The sequence below is a fragment of the Streptomyces sp. NPDC051976 genome (assembly GCF_040680795.1).
Taxonomy (GTDB): Bacteria; Actinomycetota; Actinomycetes; order Streptomycetales; family Streptomycetaceae; genus Actinacidiphila.
Map to the genome: position 1 here is coordinate 58,064 of NZ_JBFAXL010000013.1, position 24,373 is coordinate 82,436.

The window sequence follows — 24,373 nt, forward strand, 5'->3', positions numbered from 1 at the left end:
CCCGTGGTATCGATCTCCCGGAGGCCGCTCCCGTATCCGCCGGTGCGTAATACGGTGGAGGGCATGGGGCCGCATCAGCACCGCGACAAGCCCTGGCGGGTCAGGGTGGACCACGCGGACGGGACCACTTGCGGCGCCGGGGTGCTGCTCGACGACCGCCATGTCCTCACCTGCGCCCATGTGGTCAGAAACGCCGAGGCGGCCCCCCAGTTCGGGCCCGAGCCGCTGCGGATCACCAGCGTGGCGTGCCACCCGGAGTGGAGCGGCACCGCGCGCCTGGCCCCCGGCTCGTGGATGCAGAAGGACGGCACCCAGCGCGGCGACGTGGCGCTGCTGCGACTCGACGCACCCGCCGACTGCGGTACGCGGACAACGTTGTGGCGGGTTCCGCTGTCCGGCGGCGAGGTGAGTGCGTACGGCTTCCCCGAGGCGTCCCGCAGGATCGGCATGGGGACCGACGCCGAACTGGCGGGCTCCGGCGGCCGGGAGGGCGAGTGGGGCCTGCTGCACCGGGTGCGCGAAGGCGGCCCGTGGATCGAGCCGGGCTACTCGGGGGCCGGAGTGGCCGTCAAGGAAGGCGAGTTCAAGGACCGGGTGATCGGCATCGTGGTCGCCGACTTCGTGGACGGCGGCGCCCGCGCCGCCTGGATGCTGCCCACCGAGACCATCCAGGCGTATCTGCCGCAGATCGCGCCGTACATCGGCGGCGGGCGCACCTCCGACCTGCCGGACGACCCGTGGCCCGACGACGTGCTGGGCGACTCGCTGCGGCTGGCGCTCACCCAGGAGCTGACCCGGCTGCTGGGCGGGAAGTGGGCGGGCACGGTCGTGCTGGGCACCGGCGGCGCCACCGGGGCGGGTGCCTCGTGGCTGGCGCGGCTGGTGCGTACCGCCGACCCCGCGGCCAGGGCCGGGCTGTCCGACGCCGAACTCACCGGGGCGCCCGGGGACACCGTCCTCGGCGTGGGCGCGATCGACGCGGCGTTCGACGTGCGCGGCAAGCGCGCCGAGGATCTGCGGCGCTATCTCGTGGCCCGGTTCGGGCTGCCCGGCGGCACCGACACGGAGGTCGTCCACCAGTTACTGCGCCGCCGGCCGCCCGCGTGCGTGGTGGTCGGCAGCGTCGACCTGGCCGACGACCCCGAGGCGCTGGTGCGCGGGCTGCTCAAGCCGCTGGCCACCCGCGCCCGTTCACGCGGAGTGCGGCTCGCCCTGGGCTTCGAGGGGCCGCCGCCCGACGATCTGGCGTACGACGTCTCCCTCTACACCGAGCCCCTCGCGGCGTCCGTGCCCGGCAGGGTGACCGCGCGGGAGGCCGAGGCGGCGGTGGAGCGGCTGGCGGTGAAGGAGGAGGAGGCCGCGCTGCTCCAGGCCGAGTGGGGCCCGATGTTCTTCGGCGCGCCGCGGCCGCCGAGCGCCGCCGCACCGCGGTTACGGGTCCGGCTGGCGGTCGCCCGCGGCGCCGCGCCCGAGTCCGCGCCCGACCCCGAACTGGCCGTGATCCACGCCCAGGCGTGCACGGCCCATGACGAGGCGGGCCGCTTCACCGGCGCCCTGGCGAAGATGCGCACGGAGTTCGAGGACCGGAGCAGTTCGCTGGAGGTCCACCGGGTGCGCTCCGCGCGGTACTTCGGCGACGAGGACCGGCCGCTGGGCGAGCTGTACGCCGCCGCGGTCCGCACGCTGCGGTCGCCGCCGGTGGATCTGACGGCCGCGCGCCGGCGGGTCAGGCGCTACACCGACGAGGTCAACCGCCGGATCGAGGAGGCGTCGGGTCATGCCGGAGGCTGAGGCCGCGCGGGCGGGCGGCGACGCCGCGGAGCGGTGCAACCGCCCCGACTGCGGCCGGGGGGTGATCGACGAGCAGGGCTTCTGCGGCGCGTGCGACCGGCGCCCCCTGGAGCGGGCCCCGGAACCGCCGACCGCCCCGGAGGCCCCGCCGCGGCGGGCGGGCGTGGGCGTGGCCCCCGTACGCTCCGACCCCTGGTACGGCCTCGGCCTGGTCGAGGCGGCGCCGCTGCCCGACGACGGCGACGACGAGGAAGTACCCGGGGCGGAAGCGGTCGGTGAGGAGCACCGCTTCTGCGGCAACCCGGTCTGCCGGGAGCCGGTGGGGCGCGGCCACGACGGCGTGCCCGGGCGCACCGCGGGCTTCTGCCCGAACTGCGGCACCCGCTTCGACTTCGCGCAGCCGCACGGCCTGACGATCGCCGGGCGCTACGACGTCAAGCGCTACCTGGGCTCGGGCGCGTACGGCGCCGCGTATCTGGCACACGACCGCAACCTCGAGACGGACGTGGTGCTGAAGAAGCTCAACAACGCGGCGGTGGCCACCACCGCGGACCGCGAGCGCAAGGGCCTGGTGGGGCTGCGGCACGACGCCATCGTCCGCATCCTCGGCTACGAGGCCGACGGCCCGCACCTGGTGCTGGAGTACATCCCCGGCGCGACGCTGTCCGCGCGGCCCGACGACCGGCTGGAGTTCCTGCTCGGCCACGGTGTCCGCATCCTCCAGGCCCTGGACTACCTGCACGCCCGCGGGCTGCTGCACTGCGACGTGAAGCCGGTGAACATCATCCGCTTCAGGGAGGAGAGTTCGGCGGGCCCCAGCGACCGGGTGCGGCTCATCGACTTCGGTTCGGTGCGCTCGCGGAAGGACACCGGGCCCGTCACGGCGTACACCGGTCTCTACGCGCCGCCGGAGGGCGACCCGGAGCATGTCCGCCCCACCCCCGGCTTCGACCTGTACTGCCTGGGCGTGACGCTGAAAGAGGTGTGCCGGGTCCCGCTGCGCGAGCGGACCGCGCCCGGCATCGACTCGCTGCACCTGCTGCTGGACCGGGCCACCGGGACGGCGGTACCCAGAAGCCGGTTCGTGTCGGCCCGTCAGTTCGGCGAGCAGCTCAGCGGGGTGATACGGCAGGTCGTCGCGGCGCGCCCGACGCTGCGGCAGGTGACGAGGGCGTCGGCGCTGTTCGGCTCGATGCCGGAACCGCTGCACGGCGGGCTCGGGGCGGCCCGGCCGCTCGACCACTGGCTGACGGCCACGCTGACCGAGGACGAGGAGCTGGTGCTGCCGCCGGCGTTCACCGCGCCCGATCCCGCGGCGATCGTGGTGGCGCTCCCGAAGCCGCTGGGCGATCCCGACGAGCCGGACCTCGCCGCGGCGGCTGAGGACGCGCTGGCCGAGTGCCGGCTCGCGCTGCATCGGGGCGACCCGGATCTGGCGGAGCGCGCCCTCGCCCGGAGCGGGCTGCCCTCCTGGCACTGGCTGCGCTCCTGGTACGCGGGGCTCGTCGCGCTGGCCCGCGCGCACCCGGCGGAGGCCACCGCGCACCTCGCCGAGGTGCGCGCCGCGCTTCCGGGCGAGCTCATCCCGCAGCTCGCCCTGGGACTGTGCGCGGAGCTGCGCGGTGACCTCGCGGTCGCCAGGTCGCACTACACGGCGGTCTTCACCACCACCCCGGCGCTCGGCGCGGCGGGCTTCGGCCTGGCCCGCGTCTGCCTGCTCCAGGGGCGGCGCGCGGAAGCGGTGGACACCGCCGAGCAGTTGGCGCGGGAGTTCCGCTACCAGCGGGAGGCGCGGGTGGCGGCGGTGCGGCTGCTGGTGACGACGGTGGCGGGACCGGAACCCGGGGCGGGGGCGGGGGCGGGGCCGACGCAGGACGATCTCGTCCGGGCCAGGGAGGCGCTGAGCGGGCTGGAGGTGGACACCGCCGCCGCGGCCGCGCTGCGCGCCGAGCTGAGTTACGCGGACTATCTGCGGCTCCACGACCGGCTGGCGCTGTCGGAGACGGTCCGCCGTCTGGGCCCGCATGTGCCCGGCGCCCGCGACTACACCGCCCTGGTCGACCTGGCCAACGCGCTGCGCCCGCCGCTGGGACGGCGATGGCGCCGTCGCCGGGGCCGCGGCCGGGGCGGCGACGGGGGGCGAAGAGCCGATCGCGTTTCCGGGGAACGCGCGGAGCGCTAGGCTGCTGGGCCGTTGGGTCCGTGAGACGAGATGTTCAGGTGATACGGGTGGTACCGATGGGGGACGAACCGGCGTTAGGACTGCGCTTCACCGTCGAGGTGGACGCCGCCTCGGACCTGGCCTTCGACGACGACCGGGTGGACGCCCTCCTCACGGTCAGGGCCCGCGCCACCCCGGGCGCGGTCAACGACGCGCCGACCGCCGAGGTCCTCATCATGGACAAGTCGCTGTCCATGGCAGGGCACGGCAAGCTCAACGAGGCGAAGCGCGCGATGTGCGCGGCCGTCGACGCCGTGGCCGACGGCAGCCTCCTGGGCATCGTCGCCGGGCACCACACCGCCGAGGTGATCTACCCGGACTCGGGCGGGCTCGCCCGGGTGGACGCCGCCGCGCGGGCCGCCGCCAAGTACCGGGTCCTGGACCAGTTCCCCGAGGGCGGCACCGCCATCGGCACCTGGCTGGCCTGCGCCGACCGCCTGTTCGCCACGGTCACCGCGCGCGAGACCGTACGCCACGCGGTGCTCTACACCGACGGCAAGGACGAGCACGAGACACCCGAGGAGCTGGGACGGGCGCTCGCGGCCTGCGCCGACGGCTTCGTGTGCGACGCCCGCGGGCTCGGCGACGACTGGCACTACGCCGAACTGCTGCGGATCACCGAGGCGTTGCACGGCAGCGCCGAGGCCGTCGTCACCGTCTCCGACCTGACCCGGGACTTCACCGACCTGATGGCGCGGGCCCGCCGTATCGTGGTCCCCCGGGTCTATCTGGGGCTGCGCGTCAACAGCCGCTTCCGGCTGGGCTTCGTACGCCAGACCCGGCCGGTCGAGGCCGATCTGACCGCCCAGCAGCAGCCCCACGACGACGAGATCCACATCCCGCTGGGCTCCTGGCCGCCCGAGGACCGGCAGTACCACGTGTCGCTGCGCTTCGACCCGGACGCGCTGCCCGTCGACGAGGAGCAGCGGGCCGCCCGTATCACCCTGCGCGCCGAGCGTCCGGACGCCACCCGGGTGCCGTGCGCGCGGCCCGAGGCCGTCCTCGTACGCCGCCGGGCCACACCGGACCTCCCGATGAGGGGGCCGTCTGCCGGACTGACCCGGGTGGAGAATCTGCGCGAGCTGGGCATGGCGATGCGGGCCTGCGCCGACGCCCAGCAGAACGAGCGGTTCGAGGAGGCCGACCGCGAGCTGCGGACCGCCCTGGAACTCGCCGCGGTCCTCGGGGACGCCGAACGGCTGGACCTGCTGCGGGCCATCGCCGTCACCGGCCCGGACGGCAGGGCGCGGGTGCGCCGCGACGCGCCGCGCGGCCAGGTGCAGCGGCTCGGCCTGCGGTCGACCAGGACCGGCGCCCCGGACGCCGACCCGATACCGGCACCGGAGCGGCAGCGGCCGTCGCGGCGCCGCTGCCCGGTCTGCGGCACGGTCACCACGGCCGTGCGGCTCCAGCACTGCGAGGAGTGCGGCCACGCGTTCGGTGACGGGGTGGACGACGCCCCGATGGACGCCGTGTGACCGGCGCCGACCGGCCCCGCCGCACGCCGCGCGGCGCGCCGGCCGGGTGGCGGACCCGGCTGCGTGCCGCCCATCCGACCGTGGTGCTGCGCTGGCTGCGGGCGGGGGTGCTGGCCTCGGTCGTGGTCACGGCGCTGCTGTACCTGGTGGTGTCGGTGCGGGCGGGCGACCAGATAGCCGCCGCCCGGCGCACCGACCGGGCGATAGGTGACATCACCACCGCGCGCGCAGACGCGCAGGCGGCGGACGTGGCGCTGGTGCGGGCCTTCACCAGCCGCCAGGTGCCGCTGATCGGCACGAGCAAGGACTTCGACAACCGCACGGCCCGGGTCTCCACGGACGTCACCTCGGCGACGGAGGGCAACGCGGCCGGGGTGCGGGGGCTGCAGTGGCTCGGCTACGTCCAGAACCAGTTGGCCAACTGTCGCAGCCGCGCCGACATCGCCGTCCTCGACTACGCCCGCGCCGGCGATCCCAGCGAGCAGACCGCCTCCCTCATCGTCCAGGCGGCCCACCACGCGCTGACCGACGCGCGGCAGCGGGACCGCGAGACCGGACTACCGATCCCCGGCACCGGCGGTCTCACCGCCTCCCTCGACGACCTCAGGACGGTCGAGGCGGACGCGCTGGCCGGGCAGCGCGACTCGCTGTGGCTCGCCCCCGCCTGCGTCTGGCCACTGCTCGTCGGCCCGTCGGCCGTGATGCTGCTGCTCGTGCTGGCCACCCGCCGTGTCGTCAACGGGCACTTCCGCAGGTATCTCGACCCGCGGCTGCCGCTGGCGCTGCTGGCCACCACGGCGGTCGGCGTCGTCACCGCGGTGCTCGTCGGCGGCGACGCACACCGTCTGGCCGCGCATCCGCTGGCCGGGCACCCGGTGACGCTGGCGCTGTCGCTGGTGGCGCTCGCCGGCGCGGGCGTGCTGGCCTACCTCGCCTACCGTCCCCGTCTCGCCGAGTACAGGTTCCCGCGCTCATGACCCCTTCTCCCGCGCGCCCGCCGCGCCCTTCCCGCCCGCGGCGCCTGGCCCGCTGCGTCCTGGCCCTGGCTCTGCTGCTGGCGGCGGCCGCCTGCGGCAGCGGGCCTCGGCACGGCCGGCTGACCGTGATGGTGCCCTGGTCCGGGGCGGAGTTCCAGGCGTTCTACTCGGTGGTGAAGACCTTCGAGCACGACACCGGCATCCATGTCGACGTGGAGGTGACCCGCGACCAGAGCCAGCAGCTCGACGCGGCGGTGGCCGCCGACGCCCCGCCCGACCTGGCCGTGCTGCCCAGCGTGGGAGCGCTGGACCGGTACGCGAAGGACGGCAGCCTGCGGCCGCTGAGCGACCTCACCAAGGACTACACCCAGCCCTTCCGCGGGCTGGCCACCGTCCGCGGCACGGTCTACGCGGTGCCGGTCAAGGCAGACGTCAAGTCCCTGGTCTGGTACGACCCCTCGGTGACCGGCCCGCCGCCCACCGCGCTGTCCGACCAGTTGGCGCGGGCCGACAAGGCTCCGAAGTCCTGGTGCCTGGGCCTGGAGTCGGGCCCGACCTCGGGCTGGCCGGGGGCCGACTGGATCGCCGACATCCTGCTGGCCCTGGGCGCCCAGGGCGCGCACGGCACCAGTGTCGACTACCAGAACTGGCTCTCGGGCCGGCTGGCGTGGACGTCCCCGGAGATCGAGGCCGCCTGGACCGACTGGCACCACCTGGTCTCGGGCAGCGCGAAGGGCGCGTCCTTCGTGGAGTTCGGGAAGGCCGCCGCCGGTATGACCGCCAAGCCCCCGACCTGCTCCCTCGCTCATGGCGCGCTGTCCGCGATGGGCTTCCCGGCTTCCGCCGTGCCGGGGAAGGCGTACGACTTCGTGACGTCGACGCCGCCGTCCGCGCGGCTGCTGCAGGTCTCGGCGGACTTCGTCGGGATGTTCAGCGCGAACCCGAACGCCGCCGCGCTGCTCCGCTATCTGTCCACCGCCGGGGTCCAGCGCGCGTGGGTCAACACACCGGGCGGGTACGCCTTCTCCGCCGACAGGCAGGTGGCGCCCGCGAGTTACCACAACCCGGTGCAGCGGCGGATCGCCGCCATGCTCCAGCCGGACTCCGGCTACCAGCTCTGTTTCAGCGCCGCCGACGCGATGCAGCCCGAGGTGTCCGCCGCCTTCTACCGGGCGGTCCTGCTGTACGCGGGGGGCGGCTTGCTGACGACCCAGCTCAGCGGGCTGGAGGGCATCCAGCGCACCCACGACACACCCCTCGTCTCCTCCGCCGACCTGTGCGCCGCGCCGAGTTGATCCCCGTCACCCCGTCTGCCCTGGGAGTCCCATGCCCGACGCCGTCCAGTTCACCCTCGCCGACGGGACCGTGGTCCTCGTGGCGCCTCCGGCGCGCTCGGGGACCGGCACGGTCGGTCTCGGCGGCCGCCTCGAAGCCGCGGGCCAGAGCCTGCGCGACGCCCTGGCCCCCGCCGCCTCCGCCGCCGCCGAGGTGATCGACGGCTTCCGCGCTCTCGCCCAGCGGCCGGACGAGGTCGAGGTCACCTTCGGCATCGTGCTGGACGCCAAGCTCGGCGGCGTCATCGCCAACGCCAACGCGGGCGCCCACCTCGACGTCACCCTCCGCTGGCATCCCTCCCCCGCGGCCGGGGACCCGGCTCCGGGCGGCCGGACGGACGGTCCCGCGCCGGACGATGGTCCCGCGGACCCTCAGCCCCGCGGCCCGCAGTCGTAGAGCCGGAACTGCCCCTCCGACCGGCGGCCGTACGCCTTGGGTGCCACCCGCCGGCAGTGCGCCTTGATCCAGCCGGTCGCGGGGGTGGCGGGGCGCTGGGTGGTGAGCAGCGCGTAGCGGAGCTGGTGGCCGGAGACGAGCGCCGACAGCTGTGTGACGCTCGGGAAGGGGGTCAGTCCGGTGAAACCGCCCATCACCAGCATGGGTTGCGCGGTGTCCCGCAGCAGCGGCTCGGCGGTGTACGCGGCCTGGGTGGCGACCAGGTACTTCGCTCCCGAGCGGTGCGCGGTCAGATAGCGCAGGATGTCCGCGTCCCGTGTGCTCGGGTGGTTCAGGCGCACCTGGACCACCGATGCCTCGTGGTCGTGGAGCGTCTGGTACGCGGTGCCGACCGGGCCCGCGAGCGGGGACATGGCGGACCCCTCGTACAGCGGGTCGAGGGACGACGCGGACCAGACCGCGGGGGCCAGCAGTGACGCGGCGAGGGCGGCGGCGAGGGCGCCCAGCACCGCCCGGTCGCTGGTGCGCGGTCCCGACACCCACAGCCCGAGGGCGCCGCACAGGCCCAGCATCAGGACGACGGGCAGCAGCCAGGACGCGAAGTGGTTGTGCGGCCCGTCGATCACCGCCGCCCAGAGCGCGGTGAGGGCGAACGCGGCGGGCAGGACCACGCGGCGCGGTCCGCCGTCGCGGTAGGCCGTCCACAGGACCGCCACCCCGCCGCCGGTCAGCGCCGCCAGCGCGGGCGCCAGTACGACGGTGTAGTAGCCGTGGTTGCCGTTGGAGGCGCTGAACACCAGCGCGTGCAGCAGCAGCCAGCCGCCCCACAGCAGGAATCCGGCGCGCACGGCGTCGGTGCGCGGCTGTCCCGCGCGCCACAGGACGCCCACCACCGCGGCCAGCGCGGCGAGCGGCAGCAGCCAGGCGATCTGCGGCCCCACGGTGTGGTTGACCAGCATCGTCCACCCGGTGTTGCCGCTGGTACGGCTGGCGGTCGTACCGGCGACGGCGCCGAGGGCGTTCGGTGAACCGCCGAAGCGGCTCAGCCCGTTGTAGCCGAAGACCAGCGCCCAGGGGCTGTTGTCGCGGGTGCCGTCGAGGTAGGGGCGGTGCCCGGCGGGCGTCGCCCAGACCAGCAGCAGCCAGGAGCAGGACACCAGCAGCGCCACGCCTCCGGCCATCGCGAGACGTCCGGCGCGCCGCGCCGGGCTGTCGGGGCCGGCCACCATGTGGACCGCGGCGAAGACCGGCAGCACCAGCCACGCCTGCAGCATCTTCGCCTGGAAGGCGAGCCCCACCCAGACCCCGCAGGTCAGCAGCGGCAGCAACCGCCCGGTGACGACCGCCTTCTGCAGCGCGCCGGCCGCGCAGACCAGCAGCAGGGTGAGCAGGGTGTCGGGTATGGAGTGCCGGTCGAGCACCACCGCGACCGGGGTGACGGTCAGCGTGAACGCCGCCAGCACACCCGCCGCCGGGCCCGCCCAGGCGCGCACGATCCGGTACAGCACGAAGACGGTGGCGACCCCCTCCACCACCTGGGGCAGGGCGACCGCCCAGGCGTGCGGGCCGAATATCCGTACCGACAGCGCCTGCGGCCACAGTGCGCCGGGGACCTTGTCCACGGTGATCGAGCCGCTGCGGTCCAGCCCGCCGAAGACGAAGGCGTTCCAGTCTGCCGCCATCGACCGCACGGCGGCGCTGTAGTACGGGTGGACCGCGGCGTGGCCGATGCCCCAGGCGTAGAGCACGACGGCCAGGGTGAGGACCACGGCCAGGACGGGCCGCTCCCAGGGCGGGGCGGGCCGCGAGGGGGCGGCGGGGGTCGCACCGCCGCCGCGCCCGGGGCGGCGGGCGCGGCGGCGGTGTCCGGGGGCGGGATCCCGGGTGTCGGATGTGGTGACCATGACGGCGGCTCTCGTGGCGGGGTGCGGAACGGGCTCGGGGGACGGATGTGCGCGCGTCGGCTCGTTCACAGTCTGCGGGCCACCCGGAGCCCTTCGGCGTAGAAGCCGGTGCCGTCCAGCCGGGCGACACCCGCCAGGTCGCCCATGGTGGGGCCGTTGGCCTGCGAGCGGCTGGAGTAGAAGCGGGGTCGGCCTTCGTTGTCCAGGCCCAGGTACATGCCGCAGTGGTCGATGGCCAGCGGCTTGCCGATGTTGATGGCGAAGAAGACCAGGTCACCGGGCTGCAGCAGGCTGAGGTCGGTCGGCTGCCGGTTGGAGTCGGGGATCACCAGCACGCCGGGCGCGTACTTGGCGATCGCGTAGGCGCGGCGGGGCAGGCCGATGCCCGGGGTGTTGGTGGTGTGCATCGGGTAGCCGTTGCGGTAGCCCCAGACCAGCCGCATGAAGCCCGAGCAGTCCACGTCGCCGTACCGGGCGTGCTCCGGGGTCTGGTGGGTTCCGTCGGGGAAGGTCCACGGGATGCCGAGGTAGTCGTAGAAGTCGGACTTCTCGTCCCGGTAGTGGAAGGAGGTCTGGGACTCGCCGGGCACCCGGGGGCCGAAGGCGGCGTCGCCGGCGTAGCGCAGGCCGCTGGCCTTGCGGCGGTCGGGGGCGCCGTCGCCGTACTCGAACGCGATGCCGATGACGTCCGGGCTGCGGTCGGCGAGCGTCTTGGGGAACCAGGAGCGGAACCACGCGCTCTTCTCGCGGCCCTCCTTCCACTCGGTGGGCATCAACCGCACCCAGGCGGTGCTGTGCACGGTCGCGGTGGTGGTGCGCGGTTCGCTCCAGGTACGGGCCGGGCCGGTGAGTACGGCGGTGCGGGCGCCGTCGGTGAAGGTGCCCAGCACGCTGCCGCCCGCGTCGCGCACCACGGTGCGGCCGGGCGCGGCGAGCCGCTCGAACTGGTAGCCGTCGGTGGGCACCGCGGTGGGGGTGCCGGTGCTGCTGGGCGACGACGTACCGGGCGGCGCCGCGTCGTCGGAACCGCCGCTCTTCCCCGAGCGCTCGATGGCGTAGCCGCCGGCCACGCCTGCCGCGGCCACCCCCGCGAGGGTGCCCAGAATCCAGCGGCGACTGGCCCCTTGGTTCTGGCTGCGGTGGGACGGATCGGGGCTCATGGCGCGACCTCCTCGGCTCTCTTGCGGGACTGCTGCTCGGTTCAGGTGGTGGGCAGCGCGCCGAGCAGCAGCCCGGCGGCCAGGACCACGTACGCGGCCAGCGTCACCGCCGTGGTGGAGATGACAGTAGCGGCCATCGGCTGGCGGACCATCTGGTAGGCGATCAGTCCCGGCACGATGAAGCCGAGGGTCTGGGTGGTGTAGAGCAGCGGGAACTCGTGCTGGAGCGCCAGCATCACGGTGGCCTGCAGCAGCACGGCGCACAGCACGACGGCCGCGAACAGCCGCTTCCCGTACAGGATCACGTTGCGCTGCAGCACCTTGGTCGCGCCCAGGGTGAGCAGGGTGACGCCGATCATGAGCGCGGCGCGGCCCGCGTCGGTGACCAGGGTGAGCGCCAGCCAGCCGGGGGTGATCATCCCGCCGGGCGACAGGTTGGTGGTCAGGTAGCAGATCAGCGAGAAGACCAGGCCGAGGGCGATCCCCAGCGCGGCGACCTGGGGGGTGACGTTGGCGGGGATCACGGCTGGTTCCTCATGCTCTGGTCGTTCGCGTCGTAGGCGCCGCGCTGCGCGGGGACGCCGTACGTCTGCTGCGGGGTGTGCTGCTGGGCGTCGTACTCGTGACCGCCGTACTGGTGGTCGCCGCGATGGTGGCCGCCGTGCTGCGCGGGGCCGTCCAGCGGCGCCACCCAGCTGTACGGCTCGGTCTCCGGCGGGCGCGCCAGGGCGATCGTGAGGGTGTCCGACATGTCGTCGGCGGGGACGGGCACGACCGGCTCGTCGGTGTCGTCCAGCGGCAGCTCGGAGAGGCACTCCAGGAACAGTTCGCCCTGGCCGTGGATGTTGCCGACGGCCACCAGCGAGGACTCCGGGCCGAGTTCGGCGAGCAGGTCGCGGGTCAGCTCGTGCGGGTCCCTGCGGTCGCCGCCCAGGTCGACCACCCGCCCCGGCCAGCCGGCCGGGATGCCGTCGCGGGCGCTCTTGGTGGGGTGGCCGATGAGGAAGACCGTGTCGGGGCCGAGCTCGGGCACGATCGCGCCCATCTGGGCGTTGCGCTCCACGCGGTCGGGGCGGCAGTTGATGATGACGTTCAGCGGGCGTCTGATGGCGCCGAGCGTCTCCAGCTGCTGGACGTTCATCAGCGTCGACTCGGGGTCGTTGGCGGCGAAGACGTTGGCGAACCGCAGCTTCTTGCCGTCGGTGGTGACATAGCGCTCCACCGACAGCACACCCGGGTCGGGCGGCGCTTCCCACATGCCGCGCATCGCGGTGTCCCGGTCCACGCCGAGGAGTTCGGCGACGGCCAGCGCGATGGCGACGTTCTCCTTGAAGGTGAACCAGCTGAAGCCGCGCAGCTCCTCGTCGGAGACCGTCTCGGGGTCCACCGCGATCAGCTGGCACCGCCGCTTGTCCGCCTCCTCCTGCAGGATGTGCAGCCGGTCCCGCTCGGCGGTGACGCAGACGCCGCCGACCGGCATGGACCGGGACAGCGAGCGGGCGACGTCGTCGAGCGTCGGGCCCATCTCGGCGAGGTGGTCCTCGCGGACGTTGCACAGCACGCCGATGGTGGAGCGGATCAGCTTCTCCTGGTTGATCTCCTGCAGCGCGGGCATCACCGCCATGCACTCGATCACCAGCGCGTCCGGCCGGTAGGTCGCCGCCCGGCGCACGATGCCGATCTGCTCGACCACGTTGGCCAGGCCGAACTTGCGGTAGACCGGCTCCTCGGTGGCGTCCGGGTGGATGAACCGGGCCGCGGTGCCGGTGGTCTTGGCGACCGTGACCAGTCCGCCGCCGCGCAGCGCTCCCGCGCACAGCCGGGTGATGGAGGACTTGCCGCGGATGCCGTTGACCAGGACCCGGATCGGGATCTGGTCCAGCGACGCGTCATGGCGCCGCTGTTCGAGGATGCCCGCGACCAGCAGCGTGGCGCAGCTCAGCAGCAGCACGATATAGAGGAACAGCACGTCGCTTCGCTTCTACGTTCGTCGCGCGGGTTCGCGCTGGGCGGACGGGACGGAGGCGGCCGGAGCCGCGGGGGCGGGCCCGGGGCGGCGGTCGCGCGCTGCCAGGGCCTGCCGGACCAGTTCGAGACTGCGGGTCACCGATCCCGCCTCGTCGTGGTTGACGGGGTAGAGCACGGTGCGCCGGTCCCCCGCCGCCAGCCGCTCGGCGAGATCGGCCAGCGCCCGCAGCGGGCGGATGGCCAGGATGTGCAGCCAGCCCAGGCACGCGACGCCCACGATGAAGGCGAGCAGTCCGGCCAGCATGGTGCGCCACTGGACCTGGTAGGCGGCCAGTTTGAGCGATTCCGCGGGCCTCGCGGAGACCACCCGCCAGCCGAGACCGGCGGCGGGGCCGGTCTGTGCGAGGGGTGCGGCCGAGGCCACCGAGGACCGGCCGAGCGGCGCGGCGCCGGTGGCCAGTACCTGCGCCTTGGCGGCGCCCGCGGTGCCGGCGGCGCCCTCGGTGCCGGCCGCGAGCCGGGTGAGGCGGGAGTCGGGCAGCGCCTGGAAGGCGCGGAAGCCGACGTTGGCGGCGAGCACCTTGTGCTGCTGGTCGGTCAGCCAGACCTTGCCCAGGCTCGGCCGGGACAGCGTCCGGTCGAGCGCGTGCACGTCGATCTCGCCGAACAGCACCACCGGGGTGTCGTCGGTGACGGCCGGGGCCGCCGGGTTCGCCAGGTTCACCGGGATCTGGGCGTAGGCGGCGACGGCCGGGATACGGCCCGAGGTGTTGACGGTGGTGATCCCGTTGCCGGTCGGGGTGTGCGTGATGGTCCGCAGCGGCCTGTCGCCGACCCGCAGCAGGATCGCTCCGCGGCGGTTCAGCACGTACAGCGAGCTGTACTGGCGGTGGGCGTCGAGCGCGCGCCGCAGCGGGGTGCGGTCCTTGTCCACCGGGGCGCCGGAGATGTTCTGGGCGAGCGTGGTCAGGTCGCCGTAGCGCTGGTTCAGGGACTGGCGTACGCGGTCGGCGGCGGCCTGGGTGCGGGCCTGCTGGTCGGCGAGGACGGAACGGGGTATCACCGCCGCCGCGTCGGCCCGGTTGAGCAGGAACAGCAGCGGCAGCGACCAGACGGCGAGCAGGAGCGCGCACACCACGACCAGGCTGCGGGTGCCCAGGCCGCGCCGGGCGGGCGCGGGGACGGGCGCGGCCTCACCGGTCAACTGGCGGCGCAGCGACTCCAGGGCCCGGCCGATCCGGGCGGGTTCGCCGAAGGCGGGTACGGGCACCGGGCGCCACAGGTCGTCCTCCTCCGCCGGGGTGGCGGGGGTGTCGTGGGCGCCGCGGGCCAGCCGGGACGCGGACAAGTGCAGCCGCACGACGGGCCGTTGCAGGGCGAGCGTGAGCAGGGCGGTGACCAGCAGCGCGATGACCACCAGGACGGCCGCGGCCTCCAGGGCGAACGGGAGGTGGTCGCCGTCGGCCGCGGTCACGTCGACCCGCTGCGCGGTGACCACGGTCAGGCCCAGTTCCGAGGTGTCGCCCTGGCCTCCCGCGGGGGCGACGGAGCCCCAACCGGCCACGGTGCGCCGGTTGCCCGCCCGGTCGCCCAGCATGCTCCCGGAGGCTTCGGTGACGTGCGAGGCGGCGTTCGCGGCGTTCGCCGCGTCGACGGGCAGCGCGGCGTCCTTGGAGCCGGGGGCCGCGCCCGGGTCGGCGGCCTGGGGGGTGGTGGCGGGGGCGTGCGTGCTGCCGAGGACGCGTCCGTCGCGGTTGACGAGCCGGGCGGTGCGCCCGTCGCCGTACACGGTCGGGACGGTGAGGGTCTCGGACACCACCAGCAGCCAGCGGCTCTGCGGGACGACCTTGCCCTTGACGTCCTGGCCCTGGTCCTGGTTGGCGTCCTGCGCGGCGGCGGAGGTGGGCAGGGTGATCCGGGCGAAGAGCAGCAGCCGCGGTGCGGCGCCGTCCGTGCTGGTCAGCCGTGCGGCGATGGGGCCGCCGTCGCTGGCCCGGTCCTGGGCGACGACATCCACCCCGGCGAGCGGCAAGGGTTCGCCGGTCGCGGCCAGTTGGCTGCCGCTGTGCGGGTCGATCAGCCCGGCGCCGCGTGCGGCGTGGTTGACCGGCAGCAGGGCCTTGAGCGCCGCGGCGGGCGTGGTGGTGGCGGTGGCCGAGTAGGCGTTCGCGGCGCGGCGCAGCGCGTCGGCGTCCGTCTCCACGGCGGTGCGGGTGGCCGCAGCGGCGTCGGCGGCGATCTGCTGCTCGGCCTCGCGCGCGGCCTGCGGCACTTCCTGGCCGCCGGTGGTCCCGAGGACGAGTACCGTGACGGCCGCGACGGCCAGCAACAGGCAGAACAGGGCGGCTATCGGCGGACGCACCCCACCGAGCAGGGGCATGTCCGCGCGCCGGTACGTGCGGTGGCGACGCGGCGCACGGTCGACCGTATCCAGGGCTCCGGATCCTCTCAGGTACGGCGGGGCTTTGCGTGGCAGCGCGACAACCCCCGCACTCTACGTGTTCGAGGGTGACAAAATGATTACGGTACTGTCCCAATGGGAACGTAGTTCGTTTGGATCCATCAGGGTACGGGCACCCGGACCAGGCCGAACTGCCGTGCGCTCAGCTGGATTTGGGGTCGGGCGTGGGGGTGGAGCGGCCGCTCGGGGACTTGCCCTGAGAGGAGCCTTTGTCGCCGCCGGAGTTGCCAGTACGGCCGCCGCCGGAGCCCTTGTCACCGCCCTTGCCGGGCAACTGGGCGCAGTACGCGGCGATGTGGTCGCTGCCACCGGCCGCCCGTTCGAGGTGGTTTCGGGAGGGAGTGTCCAGATTCTCCCCGTGCTGGGCCGACTTGGCCCACGTCTGGCACAGCTTCTTGAGGGTCGCGGCCGGGGGGATTCCGGGTGTGCCGTGCGGCGTGGGGTGCGCGGAGGGTGAGGGGGGTGCGGAGGTCGGCGGGTCGTCCGTGCCCGGTACGGCGCTGTGGCTGGTGGGGAGTTGGGCGGGCGCCGTGGAGGGCCGGCTGGAGTGCGGGTGGGGTGCGCCTGGGTGGAACGGGGACGTGAGGGCGCCGGTCTGGGCCGCGATGGCGACCCCGCTGACCGCGAAGACCGCGGCGGCGGCCGCGAGCACCGCCCTGACCGAGAAGCCCCGGCGCGGGTGCCGGGCGGCGGCGGTCCGCCGACCGCCGTGGGCCTGCCGGAAGGCGGCCAGCGCGGCGCGCTCGTGCTCGGGGTCGCCGGACAGCGGCCCGGAGGCGGCCGTGAGGACGCGTGCCAGGTCCGTCACCCGGTCGTCGGCGTCCGCCGCGACCGGTTCGCCGCTGAGCAGCCGCTCGGTGACCGCCGGGTCGAGCCACCCGTCCTGCTCGCGGTGTTCTCGGCTGTCGTTCATCCGTCACTTCTCCCGGGGCCGCCACTGATCCGCTCCGACAGGCGCTTGAGACCGCGGTGCGAGGCGGTGCGCACCGCGCCCGGTCGCTTGCCCAGGACCTTCGCCGCCATGGGACCGCCCAGTCCCAGCACCACGCGCAGCAGTACCGCCTCCGCCTGGTCCTGGGGCAGTTCCGCTATCAGGGAGAGGGCGCGTTCGGTGGACAGGTTGTCCAGGGCGATGTCCTCGGAGTCCTGCGCCGTCAGCGGCTCGGCGGTCCGCTCGTCCAGCGCGGTGGTACGCGGCCTCACCTTGAGCCTGCGCAGGTGGTCGAGGGCGCGGTGCCGGGCGATGGTCGCCGCCCAGCCGCGGAAGCCGGAGCCGTCGCCGCGGAAGGTGCCCAGGTCGCGGACGATGTCGTGCCACGTCTCGGCGGCCACGTCGTCGGCGTCGTCGGACACCAGACCGCGCAGATAGCCGAGCAGCATCGGATGGACCTCGCGGTACACGACACTGAAGGCCGTCTCGTCCCCGTCACGGGCCCGGGCGACGGCGTCGCCCAGTATCCCGTCGTCCATCCGCTCGTGCCGGCGCACTCCAGCCTTGCCCACTCTGTCCTCTTCGTGCTGACCGGCCCCCGCACGGCGGTCTTCTTGCCACCGAACGGCCTGTCAATCCCCGCTGCCCCGGGGTGTCAGACCAGACCCTGGCCCACCACCGAGAGGTAGAACAGGCCCAGACTGTCCTCCGGGCCGTTGCGGTACCGCTTGACCGCCCTTCCCAGTGGGTTCCACAGCCGCCCGTCGGGAGTTCGGATCCCGAAGGGCTGCTCGAACATATCCTGCTGACCCGCGTCGAAGGCAACCCAGGCGGCACCCGCTTCGCGGACCAGCACCTCTCCCGTGTAGGCGCCGAAGCCGAGCAGGGTGGGCGCGATCGCCTTGGCCGGGGGCTTCTCCCGGCGGATGCCGTCGATGACGCGGTCGACCACCGCCAGGCTCGGGGGCGTGTAGTCGAGCCGTATCCGTGCTCCTTCGCGGACCACGGCCACGATGTCCGCCGCGAGACGGGGACCCAGCGTGCTCGCCTGAGGATTGCTCACCGCATGCTCCATGATGTCCCTTCGGTCACCGAACGCTCCCCCTGGATCACACGGGGTTCACTTCAGTGAGGCGCGGCAGGCCGCCAAAACATCACCCCCGCGACACCTGGAGCCCGGCGGCCTGGTCAGGAACGGGAGGTGGCGGCCATCTCGAAGTCGACGTCGGCGGTGCTCACGGTGCCCGCGGTGCGGCCGGGGACCTCGTGGTTCTGCCAGTAGAGGTTGGTGTGCGCGATGACCAGCGCGGGGGCGGGCGCGCCGTAGGCCGTGAGGTCCTCCGTGGTGTGGGCGTCGTGGACCAGCGCCGCGTCGTATCCGCGGGTGATCGCGCCGTGGAGCGTGGAGCGGATGCACGCGTCGGTCTGGGCGCCCGCGACCACGAGGCTGCCGATGCCGCGGTCGGCGAGCAGCGACTCCAGTTCGGTGTCCTCGAAGGCGTCGCCGTACTCCTTCTGCACCAGCGGCTCGGTGTCCCGGCGTATCAGCTCGGGCACATAGCTCCACGCGTGGCTGCCGCGGGGCAGCTCCTCGCTGTTGTGCTGGATCCAGACGACCTCGACTCCGGCGGCGCGTGCCTTGTCCACCAGGATGCCGAGGTTGGCCACGACGGCGTCCCTTGCGTACGCCTGGTCCACGACGCCGTTCTGCACGTCGATGACGACCAGTGCGGTGTTCGGGCGGTTGTCGAGGGTGCTCATGGTGCCTCCGGGCGCGGGTGGACCGTCGTTTCCCCGATGCTATGCGGGCCCACTGACATCGCCGGTCTCGCGCGGGCTCCCGGCGACGGTCTCCTGCCGTGCGCGCAGCACCGTGACGGCGCGGGCGCACCAGTCGCGGTTGCCCTGCTCGAAGGCGAGGCCGCGCAGGCAGGTGAGATAGGGGCCGACGCGGGCGCCGTGCCGCAGGAAGTCCTCCTCCGTGCGGTCGCCGCGCATGGCCCGCAGCAGCTTGCCGAACAGCTCGATCCTGGACCGGGCGAAGGCGGCGCGCTCGGTGAGCTGCGCGATCAGGGTGACGGTGTCGACATGGTCGGCGGCCTGCACCTTCACCAGCAGGTCGTCGCGGACGAAGACCGGCTTGGCCGCGGCGGCCGTGAACCGCTCCAGCTCCGCCAGCCCGGCCTCGGTCACGGTGAACAGGCGCTTGGTGGGCCGGTTGTCCTGGACCACCTCGCGGCCGGTGATCAGCCCGTCCTTCTCCAGCCGGGCCAGCTCGGCGTACAGCTGCTGCGGCTGGGCGTGCCAGAAGTTCGCCACGCCGAGGCCGAACGCCTTGGAGAGCTGGTATCCGCTCAGCTCCTCGTCGAGCATCGCCGCGAGCACGGCATGCCGGAGCGCCATCGGCCGCCTCCTCTGTTCAGGGGCACTTCCCTCATGGTACTCATGAATATGAGTAGTCACATTCATGAGTACTGAGGAGTCGCCGTGACCGCCGCAGACCGCTTCCGGGCCGCCGTCCACGACCGCGACCTGGCCGCCCTCGAGGAGCTGTTCACCGAGGACATCCGGTTCTACAGCCCGGTGAAGTTCAGCCCCTTCGAGGGCAGGCCGATGGTGCTCGGCCTGTTCGGTGTCCTGCTGCGCACCTTCGAGGACTTCCGCTACATCGGCCACCACGACGGCGCCGCCGAGACCAGCACGGACGGCACCACCGCGCCCTCCGCCGTGCTGCTCTTCCGCACGACCGTCAACGGCAGGGAGATCCACGGCATCGATCTGCTGCACTTCGCCGAGGACGGCCGGATCAAGGAGTTCACGGTGATGGTCCGCCCGATGTCCGCCGTCCGGACCCTGAGCGAGGCCGTGCTCGCCGGACTGGTCGCCGACGGGCTGGTGCCCGCCCAGGGTTGACGCCGGACTGCCCCGAAACCCTTGTCCCGAGACCTTTATCCGAGCGTCCAGTCGACGCTGTCGGTGCGGGTCGCGCCGCCGATGACCGCGGTGACCGTGACGGTGTTCCGGCCCGGCCGCAGGGTGACACCGGTCCACCGGAAGATCCGGTCGGAGCTGGTGACGGCGCCCAGGGAGGCGCCGTTGAGGGTGGCCGTCACCAAGGTCGCGTTGGAGTAGACCTTCAGCTCGGTGGCGGCGTCGGTCCGCTGCGTCCAGCGGCGGCTGGTGATGTACAGCGTCGGGGTGGCGGCCCAGTTGGCCTTGTAGAAGTAGAAGGCGTCCTTGCGGGTGGCACGGTCGCGGGTGACCAGGCCCTTGTCGTTGATACCCGGCTGGCTGCCCTCGTTGCGCCCGTCCGACGCGAAGTCGAACATGTTCCAGACGTAGGTGCCCCAGACGAACGGGCGCGCGGCGAGCTGCTTCCAGGCCGCCTCGTGGAAGAGCGACTGGTACTCCTCGGGGTGCCAGCTCCCGCCCGAGGACGGCGCGGGCGGGTTGAGCGCGTGCTGGGTGGTGTTGGCGCCCGCGCCGTACTCGGAGACGCCGAACTTCCGCGCCGGTGCGTTCTTGTGCAGGTTGTCGGCCCACGCGCCGAGGTCGCCGTCCTTGGAGCCGCCGTACCAGCCGTAGTACTTGTTGAAGGCCGACGCCTGGGTGTGCAGGGCCACGCCCGCGCTGTCGCCGAGGTTGGAGGCGTAGGTGGAGATCCGATCGGGGTCCTCGGCCGTGACGATCGACGCCAGGGCGCCGAGCAGGGTGTTGGTGGCCGTGTCGTCGGAGCGCTGCTCGTTGCCGATGGACCAGAAGGCGATCGAGGGGTGGTTGTAGTTCTGCCGGATCAGCTCGCGGAGCTGGTTCTCGGTGCTCGCGGTGAAGGCGGCCGAGTTGGTGACGTGGTTGACCAGGGGGATCTCCGCCCACACCACGAGACCGCGTTCGTCGGCGAGGCCGTAGTCCTTCTGGTCGTGCTGGTAGTGCGCCATCCGGATCGTGGTGGCGCCGATCTCCTTGATGAGGTCGAAGTCCTGGGTGTGGTCGGCGTCGTTGACCGCCCAGCCCTTCACCGCCCGGTCCTGGTGCAGATTGACGCCGTGCAGGCCCAGGTGCGTGCCGTTGAGGGAGAAGCCGGTGGCGGCGTCGAGGGCGATCGTGCGCAGGCCGAGCGGTTCGGTGACGGCGTCGGTGACCGTGTCGGTCGCCGCGTCGCGGATCTCGACGGTGGCGGTGTGCAGATACGGGTCGGCCAGGCCGTTCCACAGGTGCGGCCGGGTGAGGGTGACGTTCTGGACGACGGTGGCTCCGGTGGCCGCCGCGACGGTACGGGCGGTCGTACGGGTGTCGGCGACCACGGTCCCGCTCGCGTCCGTGATCACGGTGCGCACGACCACCGAGCGGCTCGCCGCGCTGTTGTTCCACAGCTTCGTCGTCACCGCCACCGTGGCCGAGGCGGCGCTCACCGCGCTCTGCCGCAGGTAGATGCCGGGGCCCGCGTAGTCGAGCATCTGCACCTGGAGCTGGTCAACGGCCCAGAGGCTGACATTGCGGTAGATGCCGCCGTCGAAGCTGTAGTCCGCGTCCAGCGGGGCGATGTCGGGGTCGGCGGCGTTCGTCACCCTGACCGCGATGACGTTGTCCGCGCCCGGCCGCAGGGCGGCGGTGGCGCCGAACCGGAAGCGGGAGTAGCCGCCCTTGTGCTGGCCGAGGTGGGTGCCGTTGACCCAGACGTCGGCGACCTGGTTGGCCCCGGCGAACTGCAGGAAGAGCATCTTGCCCGCCAGCGCGGCCGGGACCGCGCAGTGCCTGCGGTACCAGCCGGGGCCCCGGTAGTAGTTGTCGCCGCCGTCCGCGCCGTCGGCGGCGTTCCAGGTGTGGGGAGTGTCGACCGAGGTCCAGCCGGAGTCGTCGAAGCCGGGCTGCTCGGCGCCGCTGACGTCGCTTCTGACGAACTTCCAGCCGGCGTTCAGGTCGATACGGGTACGGGGGTTCGGCGGCGTGTAGGTGGCCGCGGCCGGCGCGGCGGAGGCGCGGGCGGCACCGCCGGCGGCGAACGAGGCGAACGCCCCGCCGGCGAGGCCGCCGAGTACCAGCCGGCGGGAGGGGAGATCGGTCATGTCATGCCTCACTCGGGACGTGGTGGGGGGTTTGCATATATGAACACGATTCCTCTATGTGTCCGGCAGACCGTATGGGGGCGGCGGGTGGCCGTCAAGAGGTTCGGCACGCCGCGCCCCAACACCCGCAATCCGCCCTCGGCTTGCAGCATCGTGCGCGCAAACGACCTCATGCGCGCATGATTGAGCATCCCATCGCTGTTGACATGCCGAATCCCGAGCGGTTAACTCCTCGCGAGCGCCGGAGTTGAGCACCGGCGTCAGAGGTACGCCTAGCCGGTGTGCGGCGCCCGAGCGCCGCGAGCCCGGACAAAGTCGCCAGGAGCGCTGTCAGCCTCCGAGGCGGGGACGTACCCCCCATCATCAGGAGCTCGATGATGCGCATCAATCGTGCAAGGACCCGACGCTGTCTGGCCGCCCTCGCGGCGCTCGCCACGGCGGCGACACTCCCCACGCTGGCGGCCTCGTCCGCCGGGGCCTCGCCACGGACCACCTCCCCCCACACCGATTCCCGCGCCGCCGCACCCCGCGCCGCCGCCCCGCTCACCGTTTCGCTGCCGCCCGCGCACGCCGGGTTCGACTACCAGATCGGCGGCGCGTACACCCCGCCCACCGGTGTCTCGGTCGTCAGCAGGGACCACACCGCGGCGCCCGCCGCCGGGCTGTACAACATCTGCTACGTCAACGCCTTCCAGGTCCAGCCCGGCGACGAGGGCAGCTGGGACTCCGACCTCCTGCTGCGCGACGCGAGCGGCGCCGTCGTCTACGACGAGGACTGGGGCGAGGCGCTGCTCGACCTGCGCACCGCCGACAAGCGGCAGCGGGTGGCCGCCAAGGTCGACGGCTGGATCGACGGCTGCGCCGCCAAGGGCTACCAGGCCGTGGAGCCCGACAACTACGACAGCTACAGCCGCTCCAAGAACCTGCTGACCTCGGCGAACGCGGAGGCGTACATCACGCTGCTGTCCGCGCACAGCCACGGCAAGGGCCTGGCCATCGCCCAGAAGAACACCTCGGATCTCGCCGGGGACCACCAGAGCACCGGGCTCGACTTCGCCATCGCGGAGGAGTGCGGGACCTACGGCGAGTGCGGCGACTACACCGCCGCGTTCGGCAACCACGTGATCGTCATCGAGTACACCGCCAAGGGCCTGAAGAAGGCCTGCTCCGGCTGGGGAAGCCAGCTCAGCATCGTGCGGCGCGACCTGGACGTCAGGCCCGCCGGCAGCAGCGGATACGTACGCCAGACCTGCTGACCCCCGCGTGACGGCCCGCACGGGGCCGCGCCGCCGCACCCTTCCCACCAGCTCATGGACGGGGCTGCCCGAGCAGTCCCCGCTTGGAGGTACACGATGACCGCAGGCATTCTCCCGCCCGGCGGACCCGCCCGCCGGGACGTCCTGCGGAGGGGCGCCGGGCTGCTCTCCGGCGCGGCGGCCGGTTCCGTGCTCGCGGGCTGCGGCTCCGGCACGGGTGACGGCGTCGGCCCCGACGGCCGGGTGACCGTGGAGCTGTGGCACGGCCAGACCGACACCGGACGGGCCGTGATCCAGGCACTGGTGGCGGAGTTCAACCGCACCCATCCGAAGATCAGGGTGGACGCGGGCGGCGGGGTGCTCGCCGACGCCATGCTGCAGAAGGTCACCGCGGCGCTGGCGTCCGGTTCGTACCCCGACATCGCCTATGTCTTCGGGTCGGACCTCGCCAGCATCGCGCGCAGTCCCAAGGTGGTCGACCTCACCGGCACCGTCAACGACGGGCCCACTCCCTGGCGGGACTTCTGGACGCCCGCCAGGGAGGCGGTCACCGTCAACGGCCGGGTCCGCGCGGCGCCCGCGCTGCTCGACTCGCTCGCCGTGGTCTGCAACAAGAAGCTCTTCGCCCGCGCGGGTCTGCCGCTGCCGCAGCCGGGCTGGACCTGGCAGGACTTCACCGACACCGCCAGGAAGCTGACCGGGCACGGCGACGGCACCTTCGGCACCGGCTGGCCCGGAGTCGGCGACGAGGACACGGTGTGGCGGCTGTGGCCGATGGTGTGGGACCTGGGTGGCGAGGTGATCGCCGCCGACGGCCGCAGCATCGGCTTCGAGGACGCCGGTGTGCGCGCCCTGGAGACCGTCGCGGCGCTCGCCCGCGACCGCAGCGTCTACGTCGACCCGAAGCCGGGCAGCGAGCAGATGTACCAGGTCTTCCTGTCCGGCCGGATGGGCATGGTCGTCACCGGGCCGTGGGAACTGCCCGACATCCTCCAGGCGAGGACCGACTACCACGTGGTGCCGCTGCCCAGTTACAGCGGACGCCCCGTGACCATCTCGGGGCCCGACACCTGGACGGTGTTCGACAACGGCGGCGCGCGTGTCGCGGCCGCCAAGACCTTCGTCGAGTGGCTGGTCCAGCCCGCGCAGGACGTGCGGTGGGACCTGCGGGCGGGCAGCCTGCCGCTCAGCCGCTCCACCCAGGCGCTGCCCGCCTGGCAGGACCGCAGCGCCGCCACCGAGGGCCTGTCGGTGTTCACCCGCGCGCTGGAGACCGCCCGGGTGCGCCCGGCGCACCCGGCCTACCCGCAGATCTCCGAGGCGCTGGGGCAGGCCGTCGTGGCGGTACTGCTCGGCCGGAGCACCCCCGCCCACGCGTTGCGCGACTGCGCACGCGACGCCAACGCCGCCCTGCTCATCCCGCGTTGAG

General features: G+C 73.4%; 20 protein-coding genes. 9 read left to right on the plus strand and 11 right to left on the minus strand.

The features are described 5' to 3' along the window. Positions 1–63 precede the first annotated feature (63 nt). The 6 genes from AB0M29_RS16195 to AB0M29_RS16220 are packed head-to-tail and all read left to right on the plus strand — an operon-like array spanning position 64 to position 8,198. Positions 64–1,791 (plus strand): trypsin-like peptidase domain-containing protein, encoded by a 1,728-nt coding sequence (locus AB0M29_RS16195; RefSeq protein WP_365382958.1) that lies wholly within the window; start codon positions 64–66, stop codon positions 1,789–1,791. Next, positions 1,778–3,973 (plus strand): tetratricopeptide repeat protein, encoded by a 2,196-nt coding sequence (locus AB0M29_RS16200; RefSeq protein WP_365382960.1) that lies wholly within the window; start codon positions 1,778–1,780, stop codon positions 3,971–3,973. The genes AB0M29_RS16195 and AB0M29_RS16200 overlap by 14 nt, the downstream gene beginning before the upstream one ends. Before the next feature lie 56 nt (positions 3,974–4,029). Then, positions 4,030–5,490 carry a vWA domain-containing protein gene (locus AB0M29_RS16205; protein ID WP_365382962.1) on the plus strand — a complete coding sequence of 487 codons (1,461 nt, stop codon included), beginning with the start codon at positions 4,030–4,032 and terminating at the stop codon, positions 5,488–5,490. Further along, positions 5,487–6,467 (plus strand): hypothetical protein, encoded by a 981-nt coding sequence (locus tag AB0M29_RS16210; protein WP_365382964.1) that lies wholly within the window; start codon positions 5,487–5,489, stop codon positions 6,465–6,467. The genes AB0M29_RS16205 and AB0M29_RS16210 overlap by 4 nt, the downstream gene beginning before the upstream one ends. Next, positions 6,464–7,762 (plus strand): extracellular solute-binding protein, encoded by a 1,299-nt coding sequence (locus AB0M29_RS16215; protein ID WP_365382966.1) that lies wholly within the window; start codon positions 6,464–6,466, stop codon positions 7,760–7,762. Before AB0M29_RS16210 ends, AB0M29_RS16215 begins: the two co-directional genes overlap by 4 nt. A 31-nt stretch (positions 7,763–7,793) precedes the next feature. Then, a complete protein-coding gene (locus AB0M29_RS16220; protein WP_365382968.1) occupies positions 7,794–8,198 on the plus strand; it encodes a CU044_2847 family protein in 405 nt (134 codons plus the stop codon). Here AB0M29_RS16220 and AB0M29_RS16225 read toward each other — a convergent pair. From AB0M29_RS16225 to AB0M29_RS16270, 10 genes are all read right to left on the minus strand, one after another. Continuing rightward, a complete protein-coding gene (locus AB0M29_RS16225) occupies positions 8,174–10,102 on the minus strand; it encodes a glycosyltransferase family 39 protein (RefSeq protein WP_365382970.1) in 1,929 nt (642 codons plus the stop codon). The genes AB0M29_RS16220 and AB0M29_RS16225 overlap by 25 nt on opposite strands. Positions 10,103–10,167: 65 nt before the next feature. Then, positions 10,168–11,262, minus strand: coding sequence for an NlpC/P60 family protein (locus AB0M29_RS16230; RefSeq protein WP_365382972.1), 1,095 nt, complete (start codon positions 11,260–11,262; stop codon positions 10,168–10,170). A 41-nt stretch (positions 11,263–11,303) separates the two neighbouring features. Continuing rightward, positions 11,304–11,786: a poly-gamma-glutamate biosynthesis protein PgsC/CapC gene (locus AB0M29_RS16235; protein WP_365382974.1), complete on the minus strand. Its 483-nt coding sequence runs from the start codon at positions 11,784–11,786 to the stop codon at positions 11,304–11,306. Beyond that, complete coding sequence (pgsB, locus tag AB0M29_RS16240) at positions 11,783–13,231, minus strand: poly-gamma-glutamate synthase PgsB (protein WP_365382975.1); 1,449 nt, start codon at positions 13,229–13,231, stop codon at positions 11,783–11,785. Before pgsB ends, AB0M29_RS16235 begins: the two co-directional genes overlap by 4 nt. A gap of 12 nt (positions 13,232–13,243) precedes the next feature. Then, positions 13,244–15,610 carry a HAMP domain-containing protein gene (locus tag AB0M29_RS16245; protein WP_365382976.1) on the minus strand — a complete coding sequence of 789 codons (2,367 nt, stop codon included), beginning with the start codon at positions 15,608–15,610 and terminating at the stop codon, positions 13,244–13,246. 223 nt (positions 15,611–15,833) lie between these two features. Continuing rightward, positions 15,834–16,604: a hypothetical protein gene (locus AB0M29_RS16250; RefSeq protein ID WP_365382978.1), complete on the minus strand. Its 771-nt coding sequence runs from the start codon at positions 16,602–16,604 to the stop codon at positions 15,834–15,836. Further along, positions 16,601–17,161, minus strand: a complete 561-nt coding sequence (locus AB0M29_RS16255; protein WP_365383110.1) for an RNA polymerase sigma factor — start codon at positions 17,159–17,161, stop codon at positions 16,601–16,603. The genes AB0M29_RS16250 and AB0M29_RS16255 overlap by 4 nt, the downstream gene beginning before the upstream one ends. Before the next feature lie 116 nt (positions 17,162–17,277). Next, positions 17,278–17,685 carry a hypothetical protein gene (locus AB0M29_RS16260; RefSeq protein WP_365382979.1) on the minus strand — a complete coding sequence of 136 codons (408 nt, stop codon included), beginning with the start codon at positions 17,683–17,685 and terminating at the stop codon, positions 17,278–17,280. Between the two features lie 125 nt (positions 17,686–17,810). Continuing rightward, complete coding sequence (locus AB0M29_RS16265) at positions 17,811–18,383, minus strand: isochorismatase family protein (protein ID WP_365382980.1); 573 nt, start codon at positions 18,381–18,383, stop codon at positions 17,811–17,813. A gap of 39 nt (positions 18,384–18,422) precedes the next feature. Continuing rightward, positions 18,423–19,025 (minus strand): PadR family transcriptional regulator, encoded by a 603-nt coding sequence (locus tag AB0M29_RS16270; protein WP_365382982.1) that lies wholly within the window; start codon positions 19,023–19,025, stop codon positions 18,423–18,425. 84 nt (positions 19,026–19,109) lie between these two features. Here AB0M29_RS16270 and AB0M29_RS16275 point away from each other — a divergent pair, with 84 nt between their 5' ends. Then, entirely contained in the window at positions 19,110–19,535 is a 426-nt protein-coding gene (locus AB0M29_RS16275; RefSeq protein WP_365382983.1) for a nuclear transport factor 2 family protein, read from the plus strand. A 35-nt stretch (positions 19,536–19,570) separates the two neighbouring features. On the opposite strand, the gene AB0M29_RS16280 is transcribed toward AB0M29_RS16275, so the two are convergent. Beyond that, positions 19,571–21,688, minus strand: a complete 2,118-nt coding sequence (locus AB0M29_RS16280; RefSeq protein ID WP_365382985.1) for a glycoside hydrolase family 2 TIM barrel-domain containing protein — start codon at positions 21,686–21,688, stop codon at positions 19,571–19,573. Between the two features lie 377 nt (positions 21,689–22,065). Here AB0M29_RS16280 and AB0M29_RS16285 point away from each other — a divergent pair, with 377 nt between their 5' ends. Together AB0M29_RS16285 and AB0M29_RS16290 are read left to right on the plus strand one after the other, a co-directional pair. Continuing rightward, positions 22,066–22,944, plus strand: coding sequence for an endo alpha-1,4 polygalactosaminidase (locus AB0M29_RS16285; protein ID WP_365383112.1), 879 nt, complete (start codon positions 22,066–22,068; stop codon positions 22,942–22,944). Positions 22,945–23,040: 96 nt separating this feature from the next. Next, positions 23,041–24,372, plus strand: coding sequence for an ABC transporter substrate-binding protein (locus AB0M29_RS16290; RefSeq protein ID WP_365382986.1), 1,332 nt, complete (start codon positions 23,041–23,043; stop codon positions 24,370–24,372). The last annotated feature ends 1 nt before the right edge of the window (position 24,373 follow it).